Annotated in this window: 17 protein-coding genes; 16 read left to right on the forward strand and 1 reads right to left on the reverse strand. The window is 59.9% G+C overall.

The window, feature by feature from the left end; translation table 11 throughout:
- Nucleotides 1-520: 520 nt before the first annotated feature.
- The 9 genes from LOY45_RS08435 to LOY45_RS08475 all read left to right on the forward strand — a co-directional run bounded on the left by LOY45_RS08435 (nucleotide 521) and on the right by LOY45_RS08475 (nucleotide 8,166).
- Nucleotides 521-1,270 (forward strand): electron transfer flavoprotein subunit beta/FixA family protein, encoded by a 750-nt coding sequence (locus LOY45_RS08435; RefSeq protein WP_010224703.1) that lies wholly within the window; start codon nucleotides 521-523, stop codon nucleotides 1,268-1,270.
- Nucleotides 1,271-2,200: an electron transfer flavoprotein subunit alpha/FixB family protein gene (locus tag LOY45_RS08440; protein WP_115087950.1), complete on the forward strand. Its 930-nt coding sequence runs from the start codon at nucleotides 1,271-1,273 to the stop codon at nucleotides 2,198-2,200.
- 115 nt (nucleotides 2,201-2,315) lie between these two features.
- On the forward strand, nucleotides 2,316-3,140 hold the full coding sequence (locus LOY45_RS08445; protein ID WP_115087949.1) for a substrate-binding periplasmic protein: 825 nt from the start codon (nucleotides 2,316-2,318) through the stop codon (nucleotides 3,138-3,140).
- Between the two features lie 9 nt (nucleotides 3,141-3,149).
- On the forward strand, nucleotides 3,150-3,503 hold the full coding sequence (locus tag LOY45_RS08450; RefSeq protein ID WP_115087948.1) for a DUF4398 domain-containing protein: 354 nt from the start codon (nucleotides 3,150-3,152) through the stop codon (nucleotides 3,501-3,503).
- A complete protein-coding gene (locus tag LOY45_RS08455) occupies nucleotides 3,500-4,309 on the forward strand; it encodes an OmpA family protein (RefSeq protein ID WP_115087947.1) in 810 nt (269 codons plus the stop codon). The genes LOY45_RS08450 and LOY45_RS08455 overlap by 4 nt, the downstream gene beginning before the upstream one ends.
- Nucleotides 4,310-5,168: 859 nt before the next feature.
- A complete protein-coding gene (locus LOY45_RS08460; RefSeq protein ID WP_010224694.1) occupies nucleotides 5,169-6,614 on the forward strand; it encodes an aminotransferase-like domain-containing protein in 1,446 nt (481 codons plus the stop codon).
- A gap of 217 nt (nucleotides 6,615-6,831) precedes the next feature.
- A complete protein-coding gene (locus LOY45_RS08465; protein ID WP_325175831.1) occupies nucleotides 6,832-7,149 on the forward strand; it encodes a translation initiation factor 2 in 318 nt (105 codons plus the stop codon).
- Nucleotides 7,150-7,276: 127 nt separating this feature from the next.
- Nucleotides 7,277-7,531 (forward strand): YkgJ family cysteine cluster protein, encoded by a 255-nt coding sequence (locus LOY45_RS08470; protein WP_115087945.1) that lies wholly within the window; start codon nucleotides 7,277-7,279, stop codon nucleotides 7,529-7,531.
- A gap of 32 nt (nucleotides 7,532-7,563) precedes the next feature.
- Nucleotides 7,564-8,166, forward strand: coding sequence for an START domain-containing protein (locus LOY45_RS08475; protein ID WP_115087944.1), 603 nt, complete (start codon nucleotides 7,564-7,566; stop codon nucleotides 8,164-8,166).
- Between the two features lie 147 nt (nucleotides 8,167-8,313).
- Here the strand turns inward: LOY45_RS08475 and gltA are convergent, their stop codons facing one another.
- The gene (gene gltA, locus LOY45_RS08480) at nucleotides 8,314-9,603 is read right to left on the reverse strand and encodes a citrate synthase (RefSeq protein WP_010224685.1); all 1,290 of its coding nucleotides are present in this window, start codon (nucleotides 9,601-9,603) and stop codon (nucleotides 8,314-8,316) included.
- A 350-nt stretch (nucleotides 9,604-9,953) separates the two neighbouring features.
- On the opposite strand from gltA, the gene sdhC reads away from it, so the two are divergent.
- The 7 genes from sdhC (at nucleotide 9,954) to lpdA (ending at nucleotide 19,074) form a co-directional block, all read left to right on the forward strand.
- On the forward strand, nucleotides 9,954-10,340 hold the full coding sequence (sdhC, locus tag LOY45_RS08485; RefSeq protein ID WP_174242293.1) for a succinate dehydrogenase, cytochrome b556 subunit: 387 nt from the start codon (nucleotides 9,954-9,956) through the stop codon (nucleotides 10,338-10,340).
- Nucleotides 10,334-10,702: a succinate dehydrogenase, hydrophobic membrane anchor protein gene (sdhD, locus tag LOY45_RS08490; RefSeq protein WP_028945358.1), complete on the forward strand. Its 369-nt coding sequence runs from the start codon at nucleotides 10,334-10,336 to the stop codon at nucleotides 10,700-10,702. Before sdhC ends, sdhD begins: the two co-directional genes overlap by 7 nt.
- A 3-nt stretch (nucleotides 10,703-10,705) precedes the next feature.
- The gene (gene sdhA / locus LOY45_RS08495; RefSeq protein ID WP_010224679.1) at nucleotides 10,706-12,478 is read left to right on the forward strand and encodes a succinate dehydrogenase flavoprotein subunit; all 1,773 of its coding nucleotides are present in this window, start codon (nucleotides 10,706-10,708) and stop codon (nucleotides 12,476-12,478) included.
- 11 nt (nucleotides 12,479-12,489) lie between these two features.
- On the forward strand, nucleotides 12,490-13,194 hold the full coding sequence (locus LOY45_RS08500) for a succinate dehydrogenase iron-sulfur subunit (RefSeq protein ID WP_010224678.1): 705 nt from the start codon (nucleotides 12,490-12,492) through the stop codon (nucleotides 13,192-13,194).
- Between the two features lie 246 nt (nucleotides 13,195-13,440).
- A complete protein-coding gene (locus LOY45_RS08505; RefSeq protein ID WP_115087943.1) occupies nucleotides 13,441-16,272 on the forward strand; it encodes a 2-oxoglutarate dehydrogenase E1 component in 2,832 nt (943 codons plus the stop codon).
- Between the two features lie 42 nt (nucleotides 16,273-16,314).
- Complete coding sequence (gene odhB, locus LOY45_RS08510; protein WP_115087942.1) at nucleotides 16,315-17,532, forward strand: 2-oxoglutarate dehydrogenase complex dihydrolipoyllysine-residue succinyltransferase; 1,218 nt, start codon at nucleotides 16,315-16,317, stop codon at nucleotides 17,530-17,532.
- 105 nt (nucleotides 17,533-17,637) lie between these two features.
- Nucleotides 17,638-19,074: a dihydrolipoyl dehydrogenase gene (gene lpdA, locus LOY45_RS08515; protein WP_115087941.1), complete on the forward strand. Its 1,437-nt coding sequence runs from the start codon at nucleotides 17,638-17,640 to the stop codon at nucleotides 19,072-19,074.
- Nucleotides 19,075-19,247 lie beyond the last annotated feature (173 nt).

A 19,247-nucleotide genomic window follows, 5' to 3' on the forward strand; every position in this document is an offset into this window, starting at 1 on the left:
TCGGTTTTTCTTTGTTGGCGGGTGTCAGGCGGTCATTTTTCAGACGCTCGGGCTGTAGCTCGAGCGATGACGGACTACACCGCTTTCTCTTGGCCGCGCATTATATCTACACCACTCGCGGGGTCCAATACAAACGTTTGTTTGAATTTGCCGCAGGCCAGTAAAATCAAAGAAGCGCGGCTTGAAGCTGACCGGTTTGCCGTATTGACCGGATTGGGCGTTACGGTCAAGATACGAGCGGTTTTGCGCTCGCCGTAGGCTGACCGTCGGATGCAGGAGCACCCCTAAAAACCAGGCGAAAAGCAGGGCAGTTACGCCACAACCCGCTTTGTAGTGGAGTTTACACGCCACGACAAATAATGCCCCACGGGTTTTGCAACTGACAGGCCGAATCGAGACTGCTGGGTCAGGGTTAAATTCGTCCACCTGTGATCGTTTTTAGAGGTGCCCTTGTACCCACGCGCAATCGCCGGGTTTGCCCCAGGCGACATTCTTTTCACCGGAGAGTAACGAGGAATCCATGAAGGTTCTTGTAGCTGTCAAACGAGTGGTCGACTATAACGTCAAGGTTCGCGTCAAGGCGGACAACTCCGGCGTCGACCTTGCTAACGTCAAGATGTCCATGAACCCCTTCTGCGAAATCGCCGTAGAAGAAGCCGTACGCCTGAAAGAGAAGGGTGTTGCGAGCGAGATCGTCGTCGTTACCGTCGGCCCGGCCACTGCCCAGGAGCAACTGCGTACTGCCCTGGCACTGGGTGCCGACCGCGCCATCCTGGTCGAATCGGCTGAAGAGCTGACTTCGCTGGCCGTGGCCAAGCTGCTCAAGGCAGTGGTCGACAAAGAGCAACCGCAGCTGGTAATCCTTGGCAAGCAAGCCATCGACAGCGACAACAACCAGACCGGCCAGATGCTGGCTGCGCTGAGCGGTTACGCCCAGGGCACCTTCGCCTCCAAGGTCGAGGTTGCTGGCGACAAGGTCAACGTCACCCGTGAAATTGATGGCGGTCTGCAGACCGTTGCGCTGAACCTGCCAGCCATCGTCACCACCGACCTGCGCCTGAACGAGCCACGCTACGCGTCGCTGCCGAACATCATGAAGGCCAAGAAGAAGCCGCTGGAGACCGTTACTCCAGACGCGCTGGGCGTTTCTACCGCCTCCACCAACAAGACCCTGAAAGTCGAAGCGCCGGCTGCCCGCAGCGCCGGTATCAAGGTCAAGTCGGTTGCTGAACTGGTCGAGAAACTGAAGAACGAGGCGAAGGTAATCTAAATGACTATCCTGGTTATCGCTGAACACGAAAAAGGTGCCGTTGCCCCGGCCACCCTGAACACTGTTGCTGCTGCCGCCAAGATCGGTGGCGACATCCACGTGCTGGTCGCTGGCCAGAACGTCGGTGGCGTCGCTGAAGCTGCCGCCAAGATCGCCGGCGTTGCCAAGGTCCTGGTTGCCGACAACGCCGCCTACGCTCACCAGCTGCCAGAGAACGTCGCGCCGCTGGTAGCCGAGCTGGGCAAGGGCTACAGCCACGTGCTGGCACCTGCCACCTCCAACGGCAAGAACATCCTGCCACGCGTTGCCGCGCTGCTGGACGTCGACCAGATCTCCGAGATCATCTCGGTTGAATCGGCTGACACCTTCAAGCGTCCGATCTACGCCGGTAACGCTATTGCCACCGTGCAATCGAACGCTGCCGTCAAGGTCATCACCGTGCGTTCCACCGGCTTCGACGCCGTTGCCGCCGAAGGTGGTTCGGCTGCCGTTGAAGCCGTCGCTGCTGCCCACGACGCTGGCAAATCGGCGTTCGTTGGCGAAGAGCTGGCCAAGTCCGACCGTCCTGAGCTGACCGCTGCCAAAATCGTCGTTTCCGGCGGTCGCGGCATGCAGAACGGTGAAAACTTCAAGCACCTGTACGCCCTGGCCGACAAGCTCGGCGCAGCCGTTGGCGCTTCGCGCGCTGCGGTCGACGCAGGTTTCGTACCCAACGACATGCAGGTCGGTCAGACCGGCAAGATCGTTGCACCACAGCTGTACATCGCCGTCGGTATCTCCGGCGCGATCCAGCACCTGGCCGGCATGAAAGACTCCAAAGTGATCGTTGCGATCAACAAGGACGAAGAAGCGCCGATCTTCCAGGTGGCCGACTACGGCCTGGTGGCTGACCTGTTCGAAGCCATCCCTGAGCTGGAGAAGCTGGTTTAATCCAGCCGCTTCACTTATAAAAGAGCCCGGTCCGTTCGGGCTGTGCAGGCCAGCCTTGCACAGCCCGGCGGACCGGGCTTTTTCATTCGGGCTAAAAAGATCAGGGAGTCGTTGCATGGGATGGCGTGGCCGGATAAACACGGCGCTGGTGGCTGCTGCGGTGCTGATGCCATTGCAGGCCTGGGCGGTGGGTAAATGCGAGCGGCTGGTGGCCACCGGCAGCCCCGATGCCCCGCCGTATTCATGGCGCGACCCGCAGGATCCCAAGCACCTGATTGGCGCCAACGTCGACCTGTTCCGGCAGGTTGCCGGCGAGTTGGGCCTGAAGATTGAAGTCCTCGACAGCGGTACCCGCAGTCAGGCGTTGGAAGAGGTGCGCAGCGGGCGCGTCGATCTGTTGATCGATTCACCCTTCGCGGTGGCCGAACTGACCACCGTCGACTATGTTCACCCGTCGTTGCTGAGCAATGAATACGTGGTCTGGACTCGTCACGATTCGCCACTGGTTTACAACACCTTGTCCGATTTGCACGAGCATCAAGGCAGTGTGTCGGAGAAAGCCCGGCTGACGCCCGAATTTTCCGCCTACGCCAAGAGTCAGTTGAAGCTGGCGCCGGCGCAGAACCTGACCCAGGCATTTCAGAAACTGCTGCTCGGCCAGGTCGACTATGTGCTGGCCGGTCGCTACGCCGGCATGGCCATGGCCCAGACCCTGGGCATGAGCAACGAGCTGATTGCCCGCGGCTTGCCCCTGGACCGCCCTGGGCTGTACTTGGCGCTGTCGCATAATTCGGCATGCAATGACGCCTGGTTACGCGGACAACTGGCAAAAAAACTGACAGAATTGCCGGCCTCCGGCGTGTCCCAAGCGGTACTGCAACGTAATGTCGAGCGCTGGAAAGCGCAGATGCAGGCACCGCTGGATGCCCCTAAACAGTAGGAAGATTGCGTGAGAACTCATTCACTATTCGCCGCCCTGGCGCTGCTGGCCCTGGCCGGATGCGCCAATGACCCGGCCCCCAATGAACAGCTACGCCTGTCCGAACAGGCGCTGGAGCAGGCCAAGGCCGTTGGTGCCACCGATGAAGTGGCAGAGCTGAAGCTGGCTGAAGACAAACTGGCCCGCGCCCGCGCCAACATGACCAGCGAATCCTATCGCGACGCGCGCATGCGCGCCGAGCAGGCCGAGCTCGATGCACGCCTGGCCGAGGCCCAGGTGCTGACGGTCAAGAGCAAGGAGCAGCTGGACTTGCTGCAGTCGCGGGTCAATCGCCTGCGTAAACAGTTGGGAGAGCAGCGGTGAGTTCGATCAAACCTTTGGCGGCATTATTGTTGGTCGGGGTAGTGGGCCTGCAGGGCTGCGCCAGCCAGCGCAGCGAGACGGCGCTGGATGAGGCCACGGCCAAGTTCCAGACGGTCAAGGACGATTCCGACGTGTTGCGCAGTGCGCCGCGTGACGTGATCCGTGCCGGTGAATCGCTGGCCCGTGCCGAGCGCCTGTCCAGTTATCTGGGGACCGGTGCCGATGTGCGCCACTATGCCTACCTGAGCCAGCGCTACAGCGATATTGCCCGCGAGCACAGCAACCTGGTCCTCAATCAGGAGCGCCTGGCCAAACTTGAGCTCGAGCGTCAGCGCCTGCAGTTGGCCCTGCGCGAAGCCAAGCTTGCCAGCGTGCAGCAGCAGGGCAAGTGGCTGGAGGCGCAGATCGTCAGCCTGGCCACTGAGCAGAGCGACCGTGGTCTGGTCATGACCCTGGGCGACGTGCTGTTCGATACCGGCCATGCGGAGCTGAAGAACTCCGCCAGCCGTACCGTGCTCAAGCTGGTGCAGTTCCTCCAGCTCAACCCCAAGCGGGTCGTGCGTATCGAGGGTTACACCGACAGTACCGGTGCGCCGGAAGACAATCTCAAGCTCTCCCGTGATCGGGCTCAGGCAGTGGCCGACATGCTGATCGATCTGGGTGTCGATGAAAAACGCATCCAGGTCGAAGGGTACGGCGACCAGTATCCGGTCGAGGCTAACGCCTCGGAGCGGGGCAGGGCGCAGAACCGTCGGGTCGAGATCGTCTTCTCCGACGAAAAAGGCAAGCTCGGCGCCGCACGCTGAGTAATAGATGAAGAAACCCGGTGAGTGTCCCTCTCCGGGTTTTTTATGGCTCTTCAGGAGCTTGGGTTGGGTTTTTGAAACTGCGGGCTTATCCATTCGGTGTGGTGCGGCTGCCGGCCCCTTCCGCCTTTACGGCGGCCTACTTTTCTCTTGGGAAAAGGTAGGCAAAACCGCTTGCTCCTGCATACGGCCCTACGCTGCGCTTCGGGTCCCCTCGCTACGGCACCTTCCGGGGCATCGCGGCCTACGACTTGCTACGCCAAGTCTACGTCTCGCGTCTTCGGCTGACGCCGAAGGTGCTGCGCACCGCCCCTACAGGCACCTACGCTCGGCCTCCTGAAGTCGCTTTTCGCGGCGCCTGGAAATGCGTGCATGAACATCAAGATCAAGATCAAGATCAAGATCAAGATCAAGACCAAACAAGTTGGTACTCGTTTTACCAGCGGGCTTGTCCCGCTCCTGCGTCAGCCTGGCTGCGCCAACATCTGCTTTCGCAGATACGCCAGTGCAGGCGCCGCCCGTAACTTCGCGACTTCAGGAGGCACCGTAGCGACGGAACCCGGAGCGCAGCGTAGGGCCGTATGCTGGAGCGAGCGGTTTTGGTTCCTTTTGCCAAGAACAAAAGGGACCCGCCGTAAGGGCGGAAGGGGCCAGCAGCGGCGCCACATCGAATGGATAAGCTCGCAGCCTCAACATCCCCACCCTGGTTGTGACAAATGGCACACCCCTGCCTCTGTCACGCAACTGTATTGTCGACTATTCTGCAATCTGTCCCAGTACACTTCGCAACTGTTCCGGTATTCTTGCTCGAAACAGCCGTACAAAAACAACTACATTGCCTGCGTGTCGAGAACTGATCATGACCAACCTGTTGCTCTACCAGCGCATCGCCCAGCAACTGGCCGAAGATATTCGCCGCGGTGTGTATCAGCCAGGTGAGCGTGTGCCGTCGGTGCGCAAGATGAGCTCGCAGCTCAATGTCAGTCATGCCACCGTGCTGCAGGCCTATGCCAACCTCGAAGACCAGGGCCTGATTCGCGCGCGGCCGCAGTCCGGCTACTACGTACACCAGACACCCGCTCTGACTGCGCAGACGCCGGACATCGCCCGGGTCGAGCGCCCCGGCCTGGTGACGCGCAGCAGCATCATCCAGCAGGTTCTGACCGAAGCTCGGCGCGACGGGGTGTTCCCCTTCGGCGCGGCGGTACCCCATGTCGATTATTTGCCCGTGCGGGCGCTGCACCAGCAGTTGGCCAAGGTCACCCGCTTTCATAGCCCGCGGGCCTTCAGCTACATGTTCAGCCCGGGTTTCGAGCCGTTGCGTCGGCAGATCGCCATACGCATGCGCGATGCCGGCGTGGTGGTCGACCCCAGTGAAGTGGTGGTCACCCATGGCTGCGTCGATGCCCTGCAGATGTCGCTGCGGGTGCTGACCCGGCCGGGCGACCTGATCGCCGCCGAGTCGCCGACCTACTACGGCTTGCTGCAGCTGGCCGACCTGCTCGGGCTGAAAGTGATCGAAATCCCCAGTGATCCGTCCACCGGTATCAGCCTTGAGGCGCTGCAGCTGGCGGCCAACCAGTGGTCGATCAAGGCGCTGGTATTGACCGCGCGCCTGAGCAATCCGCTGGGCGGCACCATTCCGGAAGACCGGCAGAAACAGTTGCTGCGCCTGGCCTCGGATTTCGACATTCAGATCGTTGAAGACGACATTTATGGCGAACTGATGTTCGAGCAGGGCAAGACCAAGTCGCTCAAGGCCTTTGATCGGTTGGGGCGGGTGATCTATTGCTCCAGCTTTTCCAAGACCCTGTCGCCAGGTGTGCGGATCGGCTGGATGGTCGCTGGCAAGTATCAGGCGGAAATCCAGCGTTTGCAGACCTTCACCACCCATTCAGCCTGCAGCGTGACGCAGATGGGGGTGGCGTCCTACCTGGAGAATGGCGGTTACGACCGGCACCTGCGCTACATCCGTCAGGAGTACCGGAAGAATCTCAGTGCCTACCAATTGGCGGTACAGCAGCACTTCCCGGAAGGCACGCAGATGACCCGGCCAACTGGCGGCTTCATTCTCTGGGTCAGCCTGCCGGGGCGGGTCAATACCCAGGAGTTGCATGTGCGCGCGCTGCAGCAGGGCATCAGTATCGCCCCGGGGTTGATCTTCAGTAACACCGAGCAGTTCAACCACTGCATTCGCCTGAACTGTGGCATCCCGTGGAACCGTGAAGCGGAGCGGGCGGTGATGACCCTGGGCATGCTGGCCAGCCAACTGTGCCAGGAGTCCGCCTCGGGCGCTTTTTTCTAGGCTTGCCAGTCGTGTCAGGAACGGGGAGCATAAGCATTTTCAGGGATAATCGTCGGTGCCTATGAAAGCGTTGCGTTGTATCGGGTTGTCCCTGTGCCTGCTCGGTGGCTTGGCTTGCTCTTCGGCAGCTGTGGCCGAAACTGCGCCAGCCGGCAAAGCCCCTGCAACGAAAAGCGCCAAGCCTGCGGTCAAGCCAAAGCAGGCAAAAGTGCCACCGGTGCGCAAGAAGGCAACCACCAAGGCCACCAAGCGTACCCCGCGTAAAAACGCCAAAGCGGCACCGGCACCCTTGCCCAAGGCCAAGCTCGACCTGAGCCTGCCCTCCAGCATGGTCAAGGAACTCAAGCCCGACACCCAGGAGCAGGCGCCGCTGCCCAAGCCCTTGCTGCCCTACCTGTTCGGTGAAAAGCCGCCGTCCGATAGCCCGTTCCAGCTCAATGGCCGGCTCATCAGCAACGAAATGCAACTGCAACTGCGCAACGAAAGTCGCAAGGATGTCGAGGGTGCGGCAATCGAGTTCGAGTTCAAGCAGTAGCGTGGAACTGACTGTTCGGTCATCACGTTCAGGCTGATATTTCATCCTGCGAGCAATTTCAAACACCTGTTTAAGCGGTTACTATCCGGGTTCATTCATCATTTGTTACTCCGAGGATTCTGTTGTCATGAATTGCCGTGAAGGTTGTGGCGCCTGCTGCATTGCGCCCTCCATCAGCTCGCCGATACCGGGTATGCCCAAGGGCAAGCCTGCCGGTGAGCGCTGCCTGCATCTGTCGGTTGCCAATCTCTGTGGCTTGTTCGGCAAGCCCGAGCGTCCGGCGGTGTGCGGTGGTTTCAAGGCGGAGGCCGACACCTGCGGCAACGACCGCGACGAGGCAATCAGGATCCTGGGATGGCTGGAGCAAATGACGGCAGCTTGAAACGCGGGTCTTCGACAATAAGGAACAAGAGAATGGGATCGTTTAAGCAAGTGGCACTGGTTTTGGGTCTTGGTGCGGTGCTGGTGCCGCTGGCTCATGCCGAGGACTGGAAGCAAGCCAAGAACGAAGACGGGATCAAGGTCGAGCTCAGTGAGGTGGCCGGTTCCGATTACAAGGCCTATCGCGGGGTAACCTTTATCAAGGCGCCGCTGGCGAAGGTCAGGGCCCTGCAGGAAGATGTCGCCGGTGCCTGCGCCTGGATCCATGAGTGCAAGTCGCAGAAGCTGCTGAAATCCGAGGGTGACCAGAGCTGGACCTACACTCAGTTCAATACCCCGTGGCCGGTCACTGCGCGTGATTCGGTCATGCATGTCACCACTACCGAGGCCGCCGATGGCAGCCTGACCCGCAAGCTTGAAGGTGTGCCGAAATACCTGCCGGAAGAGAAGGGCTTCGTGCGGGTGGCCAAGGTTGATGGCTTCTGGAAGCTGCAGCCAAAAGACGGTGGTACCGAGGTGACTTACCAGGTGCATACCGAGCCGGGCGGCAGCGTGCCGTCGATGGTGGCCAACAAGTTTGTGGTGGATGCGCCGTTCAATACCTTGAAGGCGTTGAAGGCGAAGGCTGAGAAATAGTAAGTACAGTTGTGGCGAGCAGGGGCTATTGGTTAACTGTTGGATAATCGCGGGGCAAGCCCGTTCCTGCAGGGGCGTTAACCGCGATGAGCGCGCAATAAAAAAGGCTGCCCGAAGGCAGCCTTTTTTCGTTTTCGGCCCAAGGGCTTACTTGCGGTCTTCCAGCTTGACGATGTCGCGCGACTCGTAGCCGGTGTACAGCTGGCGAGGGCGGCCGATCTTGTAAGGGCTGGAGAGCATTTCTTTCCAGTGCGAAATCCAGCCGACGGTCCGCGCCAGGGCGAAGATCACGGTGAACATGCTGGTTGGAATGCCGATCGCCTTGAGGATGATCCCCGAGTAGAAGTCGACGTTCGGGTACAGCGAGCGCTCGATGAAGTAAGGATCGGTGAGGGCGATCTCTTCCAGGCGCATGGCCAGTTCCAGCTGCGGATCGTTCTTGATGCCCAGCTCGCGCAGGACTTCGTCGCAGGTCTGTTTCATCACGGTGGCGCGCGGGTCGCGGTTCTTGTAAACGCGGTGACCGAAGCCCATCAGCTTGAACGGATCGTTCTTGTCCTTGGCCTTGGCGATGAACTTGTCGATGTTCGAGACATCGCCGATTTCATCGAGCATGGTCAGCACGGCTTCGTTGGCGCCGCCGTGGGCAGGGCCCCACAGTGCAGCGATACCGGCAGCGATACAGGCGAACGGGTTGGCGCCCGACGAGCCGGCCAGACGGACGGTGGAGGTCGATGCGTTCTGCTCGTGGTCGGCGTGGAGGATGAAGATCCGGTCCATTGCCTTGGCCAGTACCGGGCTGATCGGTTTGATCTCGCACGGGGTGTTGAACATCATGTGCAGGAAGTTTTCCGCGTACGACAGGTCGTTGCGCGGGTACATCATGGGCTGGCCCATGGAGTACTTGTACACCATCGCCGCCAGGGTCGGCATCTTGGCGACCAGGCGAACCGCGGAGATTTCGCGGTGCTGCGGGTTATTGATGTCCAGAGAGTCGTGGTAGAACGCCGACAGGGCGCCAACCACGCCGCACATGACGGCCATCGGGTGGGCGTCGCGGCGGAAGCCGTTGAAGAAGGACTTCAACTGCTCGTGAACCATGGTGTGGTTCTTCACGGTGCTGACGAACTGGGCCTTCTGCTCGGCATTCGGCAATTCGCCGTTGAGCAGCAGGTAGCAGGTCTCGAGGTAGTCGGATTTTTCGGCCAGCTGCTCGATCGGATAGCCGCGGTGCAGCAGGATACCCTTGTCGCCGTCGATATAAGTGATCTTCGACTCGCAGGATGCGGTCGCCATGAAACCAGGGTCGAAAGTGAAGTGACCCGTGGCCCCCAACCCTCTAACGTCGATAACATCGGGACCAACGGTGCCGGTTAAAATGGGCAGCTCGACGGGGGCTGCGCCCTCGATGACCAACTGCGCTTTTTTGTCAGCCATGTGGCCTCCTATTAATGCTTGAAATCATCAGACAGACCCCCCACGCAGGGCCCGCACCACTATAGTGAGATAAATTCGAATGTCAATTTGCCTAAAGCACGGTTGTAAAGGGCTTTGGGCGCTGTTTTTCCTCGAAATTACCGCCCGTTTACGCCTTTTGTTGGCTAAAGGCAATGCGCTATTTGGGCTAGGTGTCTGCGTTGTCATTAGTAGCCTAACTGTCTATAATCGGCCCCCGACCGCCAGGGGCTTGCAAGCCCGTGTTGCTGGGGTCGTCACTCCCTGGGTGGTGGGTACCTGACCAGTACACTTACCAACAACTTTGCCCTGCTTGCTAGGGGCTCTTCAGTGTGAAAAAAGCCGTGAAAAGCCAACGACCTGTAAACCTAGACCTAAGGACCATCAAACTCCCCATTACCGGCGTTACGTCATTTCTTCACCGTGTTTCCGGCATCATCCTCTTCCTGGGCCTTGGCTTCATGCTTTATGCATTGGGCAAATCCCTGGGTTCGGAGGAAGGTTTCGCCGAGGTGAAGGCATGCTTGACCAGTCCGCTGGCCAAGTTCGTGGCATGGGGCCTCCTGTCCGCCTTGCTGTATCACTTGGTAGCCGGTGTGCGCCACTTGATCATGGACATGGGCATCGGTGAAACGCTGGAAGGCGGCCGACTGGGCTCGAAAATTATCATCGCCGTCTCTGTGGTGGTGATCGTGCTGGCAGGAGTTTGGATATGGTAACCAACGTCACGAACCTCTCGCGTTCGGGCCTCTATGACTGGATGGCGCAGCGCGTTTCTGCGGTCGTTCTCGCGGCTTATTTCATTTTCCTGATCGGATACCTGGTCGCGCACCCGGGCATCGAGTTTGCCCAGTGGCACGCTCTGTTCTCCAACAACGCGATGCGTATCTTCAGTCTGCTGGCCCTTGTAGCCCTGGGCGCTCACGCCTGGGTCGGCATGTGGACCATTGCCACCGACTACCTGACGCCGATGGCGCTGGGCAAGTCGGCGACTGCCGTACGTTTCCTGTTCCAGGCGGTATGTGGTGTCGCGATGTTCGCGTACTTCGTCTGGGGTGTGCAGATTCTCTGGGGTATCTGATTCATGGCTAACATTCCTACGATTACATTCGACGCCATCATCATTGGTGGTGGCGGTGCCGGCATGCGCGCTGCGCTGCAGCTGGCCCAGGGCGGTCACAAGACTGCCGTGATCACCAAGGTCTTCCCGACCCGTTCGCACACTGTATCGGCCCAGGGTGGCATCACCTGTGCCATCGCTTCGGCCGACCCGAACGATGACTGGCGCTGGCACATGTACGATACCGTCAAGGGTTCCGACTACATCGGTGACCAGGACGCTATCGAATACATGTGTCAGGAAGGCCCTGCTGCCGTGTTCGAGCTGGACCACATGGGTCTGCCGTTCTCGCGTACCGAACAAGGCCGTATCTACCAGCGTCCGTTCGGCGGTCAGTCCAAGGACTTCGGTAAAGGTGGCCAGGCCGCCCGTACCTGCGCCGCTTCCGACCGTACCGGTCACGCGCTGCTGCACACCCTGTACCAGGGCAACTTGAAGGCAGGTACCACCTTCCTCAACGAGTACTACGCAGTTGACCTGGTGAAGAACCAGGAAGGCGCGTTCGTCGGTGTGATCGCAATCTGCATCGAGACCGGCGAAACCCTGTACATCAAGGCCAAGGCCACCGTTCTGGCCACTGGCGGTGCAGGCCGTATCTACTCCTCCACCACCAACGCCCTGATCAATACCGGTGACGGTATCGGCATGGCCCTGCGTGCAGGCGTTCCGGTCCAGGATATCGAGATGTGGCAGTTCCACCCGACCGGCATCGCCGGCGCTGGTGTACTGGTCACTGAAGGTTGCCGTGGTGAAGGCGGTTACCTGATCAACAAGCACGGCGAGCGTTTCATGGAGCGTTACGCGCCTAACGCCAAAGACCTTGCTGGTCGTGACGTTGTGGCCCGTTCCATGGTTAAAGAGATCATCGCCGGCAACGGCTGTGGCCCTAACGGCGACCACGTGATGCTCAAGCTTGACCACCTGGGTGAAGAAGTACTGCACAGCCGCCTGCCAGGTATCTGTGAACTGTCCAAGACCTTCGCTCACGTCGACCCTGTGGTCGCGCCGGTTCCTGTTGTTCCAACCTGCCACTACATGATGGGCGGCGTTGCCACCAACATCCATGGCCAGGCGATGACCCAGGACGCCGATGGCGTTGATCACATCATCCCGGGTCTGTTCGCGGTAGGTGAAGTGGCGTGCGTATCGGTTCACGGTGCCAACCGCCTGGGCGGCAACTCGCTGCTCGACCTGGTGGTCTTCGGTCGTGCTGCCGGCCTGCACCTGGAAAAAGCGCTGAGCGACGGTATCGAATACCTCGACGCCAGCGACACCGACATCGATGTTGCCCTGAGCCGCCTGAACAAGCTCAACGAGCGCAACACCGGTGAAGACGTGGCTACCCTGCGTCGCGAGCTGCAGAGCTGCATGCAGAACTACTTCGGTGTATTCCGCACTGGCGAATACATGCAGAAGGGTATCGAGCAATTGGCCGGTCTGCGCGAGCGTATCGCCAACGTCAAGATCAACGACAAGTCCCAGGCCTTCAACACCGCGCGTATCGAAGCGCTGGAGCTGCAGAACCTGCTGGAAGTCGCTGAAGCCACTGCAATCGCTGCAGAAGTCCGTAAAGAGTCCCGCGGTGCGCACGCCCGTGAAGACTTCGAAGACCGTGACGACGAAAACTGGCTGTGCCACACCCTGTACTTCCCGGGTGAGAAGCGCGTCGCCAAGCGCGCCGTCAACTTCGCGCCGAAAACCGTTCCGGCGTTCGAGCCTAAAGTCCGGACTTACTAAGGGTGGCCACAATGTTGCAAGTCGAAGTTTATCGTTACAACCCCGATACCGACTCGGCACCCAAGATGCAGGTGTTCCAGGTCGATACCGGCGGCAAGGACCTGATGGTTCTCGATGTATTGGCACTGATCAAAGAGCAGGACGAAGGTTTCTCGTATCGTCGCTCCTGCCGTGAAGGTGTTTGCGGTTCCGATGGCATGAACATCAACGGCAAGAACGGTCTGGCCTGCATCACGCCGCTTTCGGCCGTGGTCAAGCGCAACAAGCTGATCGTCCGCCCTTTGCCTGGATTGCCGGTCATTCGTGACCTGGTCGTCGATATGAGCATCTTCTACAAGCAGTACGAGAAGGTGAAGCCATTCCTGCAGAACGACACGCCGGCTCCGGCCATCGAGCGCCTGCAGTCGCCGGAAGAGCGTGAAAAGCTGGACGGTCTGTACGAGTGCATTCTGTGCGCTTGCTGCTCGACTTCCTGCCCGTCGTTCTGGTGGAACCCGGACAAGTTCCTCGGTCCAGCTGCACTGCTGCAGGCCTATCGTTTCCTGGCCGACAGCCGTGACACCAAGACCCAGGAGCGTCTGGCTTCGCTGGATGACCCGTTCAGCGTGTTCCGTTGCCGCGGCATCATGAACTGCGTAAACGTTTGCCCTAAAGGTCTGAATCCGACCAAGGCCATCGGTCACGTACGTAACATGCTGCTGCAAAGCGGTACCTGATTTTAAAAGTGTTGTACCCGTAGTACGCCAAGGTGCGGGCCCTTGCCCGCACCAAGGTGAAACCCGAGCTCGGGCCCACAAAGCCCAAGCTTTTACCTATGAAGATATGAGACCAGCAGGGGCTTCCGGGCTGGTACCCGGAAAATCTGTAGGATCCTTGGTGGCTTGGTTGGGTCGCTGCATTAGGACTTTTCCAGGCGTGCTGTGGCTCTTGCCGATCCGTCCCCTAACCGAGGGTGACCAAGCATGCAAGAAAGCGTGATGCAGCGCATGTGGGATAGCGCCCACCTTTCAGGTGGTAACGCTGCATATGTGGAAGAGCTCTACGAGCTTTACCTGCACGACCCTAACGCTGTGCCAGAAGAGTGGCGCACTTACTTCCAGAAGTTGCCCGCCGAAGGCAGCACCGCTACCGATGTATCGCACTCTACAATCCGCGACCATTTCGTACTGCTGGCAAAGAACCAGCGCCGCGCCCAACCGGTTTCCGCCGGGAGCGTGAGCAGTGAACACGAGAAGAAGCAGGTTGAAGTTCTGCGACTGATCCAGGCCTACCGTATGCGCGGCCACCAAGCCGCGAAGCTCGACCCCCTGGGGTTGTGGCAGCGCCCTGCGCCAGTAGACCTGTCGATCAATCATTACGGCTTGACCAATGCCGATCTTGATACGACCTTCCGTGCCGGCGACCTGTTCATCGGCAAAGAGGAAGCGAGCCTACGCGAAATCTTCGACGCTTTGCAGCAGACATATTGCCGCACCATTGGCGCCGAATTCACCCACATCGTCGACTCCGAGCAGCGCAGCTGGTTCCAGCAGCGTCTGGAGAGCGTGCGTGGGCGTCCAGTCTTCTCCGCGGATATTCAGAGCCACCTGCTCGAGCGCGTCACCGCCGCTGAGGGTCTGGAAAAATACCTGGGTACCAAATACCCGGGCACCAAGCGTTTCGGCCTGGAAGGCGGCGAGAGCCTGATTCCGATGCTGGACGAGCTGATCCAGCGCTCCGGTTCCTACGGTACCAAGGAAGTTGTCATCGGCATGGCCCACCGCGGCCGTCTCAACGTGCTGGTCAACACTTTCGGCAAGAACCCGCGCGATCTGTTCGACGAGTTCGAAGGCAAGAAGAAGGTCGAGCTGGGCTCCGGTGACGTGAAATACCACCAGGGCTTCTCGTCCAACGTGATGACCGCCGGTGGCGAAGTTCACCTGGCCATGGCGTTCAACCCTTCGCACCTGGAAATCGTCTCGCCAGTGGTTGAAGGTTCGGTACGTGCCCGTCAGGACCGTCGCAACGACACCGTTGGCGACAAGGTACTGCCGATTTCCATCCACGGTGACGCGGCATTCGCCGGTCAAGGCGTGGTCATGGAAACCTTCCAGATGTCGCAGACCCGCGGTTTCAAGACCGGCGGTACCGTGCACATCGTGATCAACAACCAGGTTGGTTTCACCATCAGCAACCCGCTGGACTCGCGTTCCACCGAGTACGCCACCGACGTCGCCAAGATGATTCAGGCGCCGATCCTGCACGTCAACGGTGATGATCCGGAAGCGGTGCTGTTCGTGACCCAGCTGGCCGTCGATTACCGCATGCAGTTCAAGCGTGACGTGGTCATCGACCTGGTCTGCTACCGTCGTCGCGGCCACAACGAGGCCGACGAGCCGAACGGCACCCAGCCGCTGATGTACCAGCAGATCGCCAAGCAGCGCACCACCCGCGAGCTGTACGCCGACGCCCTGACCCAATCGGGTCGTCTTGACGCCGAGCGCGTCCAGGCCAAGGTCGACGAGTACCGCAACGCGCTGGATAACGGCCTGCATGTGGTAAAAAGCCTGGTCAAAGAGCCGAACAAAGAGCTGTTCGTTGACTGGCGTCCGTATCTGGGCCACGCCTGGACCGCGCGTCACGACACCCGCTTCGACCTCAAGACCCTGCAGGAACTGTCGGCCAAGCTGCTGGAACTGCCGGAAGGCTTCGTGGTTCAGCGCCAGGTTTCGAAGATCTACGAAGACCGCCAGAAGATGCAGGCCGGTGGCTTGCCGATCAACTGGGGCTACGCCGAAACCATGGCCTACGCCACCCTGGCATTCGAAGGTCACCCGATCCGCATGACCGGTCAGGATATCGGCCGCGGCACCTTCTCTCACCGCCACGCGGTGTTGCACAACCAGAAGGACGCCAGCACCTATATCCCGCTGCAGAACCTCTACAAAGGCCAGCCACGTTTCGACCTGTACGATTCGTTCCTGTCCGAAGAAGCGGTCCTGGCATTCGAATACGGCTACTCGACCACCCAGCCAAACGCACTGGTAATCTGGGAAGCGCAGTTCGGCGACTTCGCCAACGGGGCCCAGGTAGTTGTCGACCAGTTCATCACCAGCGGCGAGCACAAGTGGGGTCGTCTTTGCGGTCTGACCATGCTGCTGCCACACGGTTATGAAGGGCAGGGGCCTGAGCACTCCTCGGCACGTCTGGAGCGTTACCTGCAGCTGTGCGCCGAGCACAACGTCCAGGTTTGCGTACCGACTACTCCGGCTCAGATCTACCACCTGCTGCGTCGTCAGGTCATCCGTCCGCTGCGCAAGCCGCTGATCGTGCTGACGCCGAAGTCGCTGCTGCGCCACAAGCTGGCCATCTCGACCCTGGAAGAACTGGCCGAAGGCTCGTTCCAGACCGTGATCCCGGAAATCGATACCCTCGATCCGAAAAACGTCACTCGTCTGGTCCTGTGCAGCGGCAAGGTCTACTACGATCTGCTGGAAAAACGCCGTGCCGAAGGCCGCGAAGATATCGCCATCGTGCGTATCGAGCAGCTGTATCCGTTCCCTGAAGACGACCTGGTCGAAATCCTCGCGCCGTACACCAATCTCAAGGATGTGGTGTGGTGCCAGGAAGAGCCGATGAACCAGGGCGCCTGGTACAGCAGCCAACACCACATGCGTCGTATCCTGACCCGTCACAACAAGGACCTGGTCCTCGAGTACGCCGGTCGTGATGCTTCGGCAGCACCCGCTTGTGGTTACGCTTCGATGCACGCCGAGCAGCAGGAAAAACTGCTGCAAGATGCCTTCACCGTTTAATGCCATCGCGCACTAGAAACCGAATTTAAGGAACCACTGATAATGGCTATCGAGATCAAAGCCCCTACTTTCCCGGAATCGGTTGCCGATGGCACCGTTGCCACCTGGCACAAGCAGCCGGGCGAAGCCGTCAAGCGTGACGAGCTGATCGTCGACATCGAAACCGACAAGGTTGTCCTGGAAGTACTGGCTACCGCTGACGGCGTACTGGGTGCAATCGTCAAGGGCGAGGGCGAGACCGTCCTGTCCGACGAAGTCCTGGGTTCGATCCAGGAAGGTGGCGTTGCAGCTGCCGCGCCTGCCGCTGCTGCAGCTCCTGCTGCTGCCGCTGCTCCTGCCGCCGCTGCTGACGAAGACGCCATCGGCGCGCCAGCTGCTCGCAAGCTGGCCGAAGAGAACGGCATCGCCCTGAACAGCATTAAAGGCACCGGCAAAGACGGTCGCATCACCAAGGAAGACGTGGTTGCTGCCATCGAAGCGAAGAAATCCGCTCCGGCTGCCGCACCTGCCGCCAAGCCAGCCGCTGCTGCCGCTGCCCCGGTCGTCGCCACTGGCGATCGCACCGAGAAGCGTGTACCGATGACTCGCGTACGTGCCACCGTTGCCAAGCGCCTGGTAGAAGCACAGTCGAACATGGCCATGCTGACCACCTTCAACGAAGTCGACATGACCGAAGTCATGGCCCTGCGTTCGAAGTACAAGGACCTGTTCGAGAAGACCCACAACGGCGTCCGCCTGGGCTTCATGTCGTTCTTCGTCAAGGCTGCCACCGAAGCGCTGAAACGCTTCCCGGCGGTCAACGCCTCGATCGACGGTTCCGACATCGTCTACCACGGTTATGCGGACATCGGCGTTGCCGTTTCCAGCGACCGCGGCCTGGTGGTACCGGTACTGCGCAACGCCGAGCAGATGAGCCTGGCTGAAATCGAGAACGGCATCGCCACCTTCGGCAAGAAAGCCCGTGATGGCAAACTGTCGATCGACGAAATGACCGGTGGTACCTTCACCATCACCAACGGTGGTACCTTTGGTTCGATGATGTCGACCCCGATCGTCAACCCGCCACAGGCCGCGATCCTGGGCATGCACAACATCATCCAGCGTCCTATGGCCGTCAACGGTCAGGTCGTGATCCGTCCGATGATGTACCTGGCACTGTCCTACGACCACCGTCTGATCGACGGTAAAGAAGCCGTGACCTTCCTGGTGACCATCAAGAACCTGCTGGAAGACCCGGCTCGTCTGCTGCTGGATATCTGATTGAGCAGTTGCAAGCTGCAAGCTTCAAGCGGCAAGCCTGAACGGTTTGCGCTTGAACTTGTGGCTTGCAGCTTATCGCTTGCAGCTTTAAAGAGGATTTTCTGAATGTCGCAAAAATTTGATGTGGTAGTGATTGGCGCAGGTCCTGGCGGCTACGTAGCTGCCATCAAGGCCGCGCAACTCGGTCTGAGCACTGCCTGTATCGAGAAGTACACTGACGGCGAAGGCAAGCTGGCCCTCGGCGGTACCTGCCTGAACGTGGGTTGCATTCCTTCCAAGGCGCTGCTGGACAGCTCCTGGAAGTACAAGGAAGCCAAAGAGAGCTTCAACGTCCACGGTATCTCCACCGGTGAAGTGAAGATGGACGTCGCCGCGATGGTTGGCCGCAAGGCCGGCATCGTCAAGAACCTGACCGGCGGTGTTGCCACCCTGTTCAAGGCCAACGGCGTAACTTCGATCCAGGGCCACGGCAAGCTGCTGGCTGGCAAGAAAGTCGAAGTCACCAAGGCTGACGGCACCACCGAAATCATCGAAGCCGAGAACGTCATCCTGGCCTCCGGTTCGCGTCCGATCGACATTCCACCGGCTCCGGTCGACCAGAACGTCATCGTCGACTCCACCGGCGCCCTGGAATTCCAGGCCGTACCGAAGCGCCTGGGCGTTATCGGTGCCGGCGTAATCGGTCTGGAACTGGGTTCGGTCTGGGCTCGCCTGGGTGCTGAAGTCACCGTCCTGGAAGCCCTGGACACCTTCCTGATGGCCGCTGACGCCGCTGTCTCCAAGGAAGCGCTGAAAACCCTGACCAAGCAAGGTCTGGACATCAAGCTGGGCGCTCGCGTGACCGGCTCCAAGGTCAACGGCGCTGAGGTCGAAGTGACCTACACCGACGCCAATGGCGAGCAGAAAATCACTTTCGACAAGCTGATCGTTGCGGTCGGCCGTCGCCCGGTGACCACCGATCTGCTGGCTGCCGACAGCGGCGTGACCATCGACGAGCGTGGGTTCATCTTCGTCGACGATCACTGTGCGACCAGCGTACCGGGCGTCTACGCCATTGGTGACGTGGTTCGTGGCATGATGCTGGCGCACAAGGCCTCGGAAGAGGGCATCATGGTTGTCGAGCGCATCAAGGGCCACAAAGCCCAGATGAACTACGACCTGATCCCGTCGGTTATCTACACCCACCCGGAAATCGCATGGGTCGGTAAAACCGAACAGACCTTGAAGGCCGAAGGCGTTGAGGTTAACGTGGGCACCTTCCCGTTCGCGGCCAGTGGCCGTGCGATGGCTGCCAACGACACCGGTGGTTTCGTCAAGGTCATCGCCGATGCCAAGACCGACCGCGTTCTGGGTGTACACGTGATTGGCCCATCGGCTGCCGAACTGGTGCAGCAGGGTGCAATCGCAATGGAATTCGGCACCAGCGCCGAAGACCTGGGCATGATGGTTTTCTCCCATCCGACCCTGTCCGAAGCGCTGCATGAAGCCGCGCTGGCTGTGAATGGCGGTGCCATTCACGTCGCCAACCGTAAGAAGCGTTAAACAATAAGAAACCACGGCGGGTGGCCCGTCGTGAGTCTTGCGTGCATGACTCACCGCGGAAAGTCCGCCGGACTCGAACTCCCGGAGCATACCGGGGGCAAGTGGTCACAGGTGGCGCGGCACTCCCACGGAGCGCAGCGCCGAAGCGCAGTACCTAACGAAGACGGTAAAAA

Source organism: Pseudomonas wadenswilerensis (assembly GCF_024749185.1).
GTDB classification, from domain to species: Bacteria; Pseudomonadota; Gammaproteobacteria; order Pseudomonadales; family Pseudomonadaceae; genus Aquipseudomonas; species Aquipseudomonas wadenswilerensis.

Excerpts from the sequence above, each read along its gene's own strand:
- LOY45_RS08435 (WP_010224703.1), top strand. The coding sequence starts at position 521 with ATGAAGGTTCTTGTAGCTGTCAAACGAGTGGTCGACTATAACGTCAAG.
- LOY45_RS08440 (WP_115087950.1), top strand. The coding sequence starts at position 1,271 with ATGACTATCCTGGTTATCGCTGAACACGAAAAAGGTGCCGTTGCCCCG.
- LOY45_RS08445 (WP_115087949.1), top strand. The coding sequence starts at position 2,316 with ATGGGATGGCGTGGCCGGATAAACACGGCGCTGGTGGCTGCTGCGGTG.
- LOY45_RS08460 (WP_010224694.1), top strand. The coding sequence starts at position 5,169 with ATGACCAACCTGTTGCTCTACCAGCGCATCGCCCAGCAACTGGCCGAA.
- LOY45_RS08470 (WP_115087945.1), top strand. The coding sequence starts at position 7,277 with ATGAATTGCCGTGAAGGTTGTGGCGCCTGCTGCATTGCGCCCTCCATC.
- LOY45_RS08475 (WP_115087944.1), top strand. The coding sequence starts at position 7,564 with ATGGGATCGTTTAAGCAAGTGGCACTGGTTTTGGGTCTTGGTGCGGTG.
- gltA (WP_010224685.1), bottom strand. The coding sequence starts at position 9,603 with ATGGCTGACAAAAAAGCGCAGTTGGTCATCGAGGGCGCAGCCCCCGTC.
- sdhD (WP_028945358.1), top strand. The coding sequence starts at position 10,334 with ATGGTAACCAACGTCACGAACCTCTCGCGTTCGGGCCTCTATGACTGG.
- sdhA (WP_010224679.1), top strand. The coding sequence starts at position 10,706 with ATGGCTAACATTCCTACGATTACATTCGACGCCATCATCATTGGTGGT.
- LOY45_RS08500 (WP_010224678.1), top strand. The coding sequence starts at position 12,490 with ATGTTGCAAGTCGAAGTTTATCGTTACAACCCCGATACCGACTCGGCA.
- LOY45_RS08505 (WP_115087943.1), top strand. The coding sequence starts at position 13,441 with ATGCAAGAAAGCGTGATGCAGCGCATGTGGGATAGCGCCCACCTTTCA.
- odhB (WP_115087942.1), top strand. The coding sequence starts at position 16,315 with ATGGCTATCGAGATCAAAGCCCCTACTTTCCCGGAATCGGTTGCCGAT.
- lpdA (WP_115087941.1), top strand. The coding sequence starts at position 17,638 with ATGTCGCAAAAATTTGATGTGGTAGTGATTGGCGCAGGTCCTGGCGGC.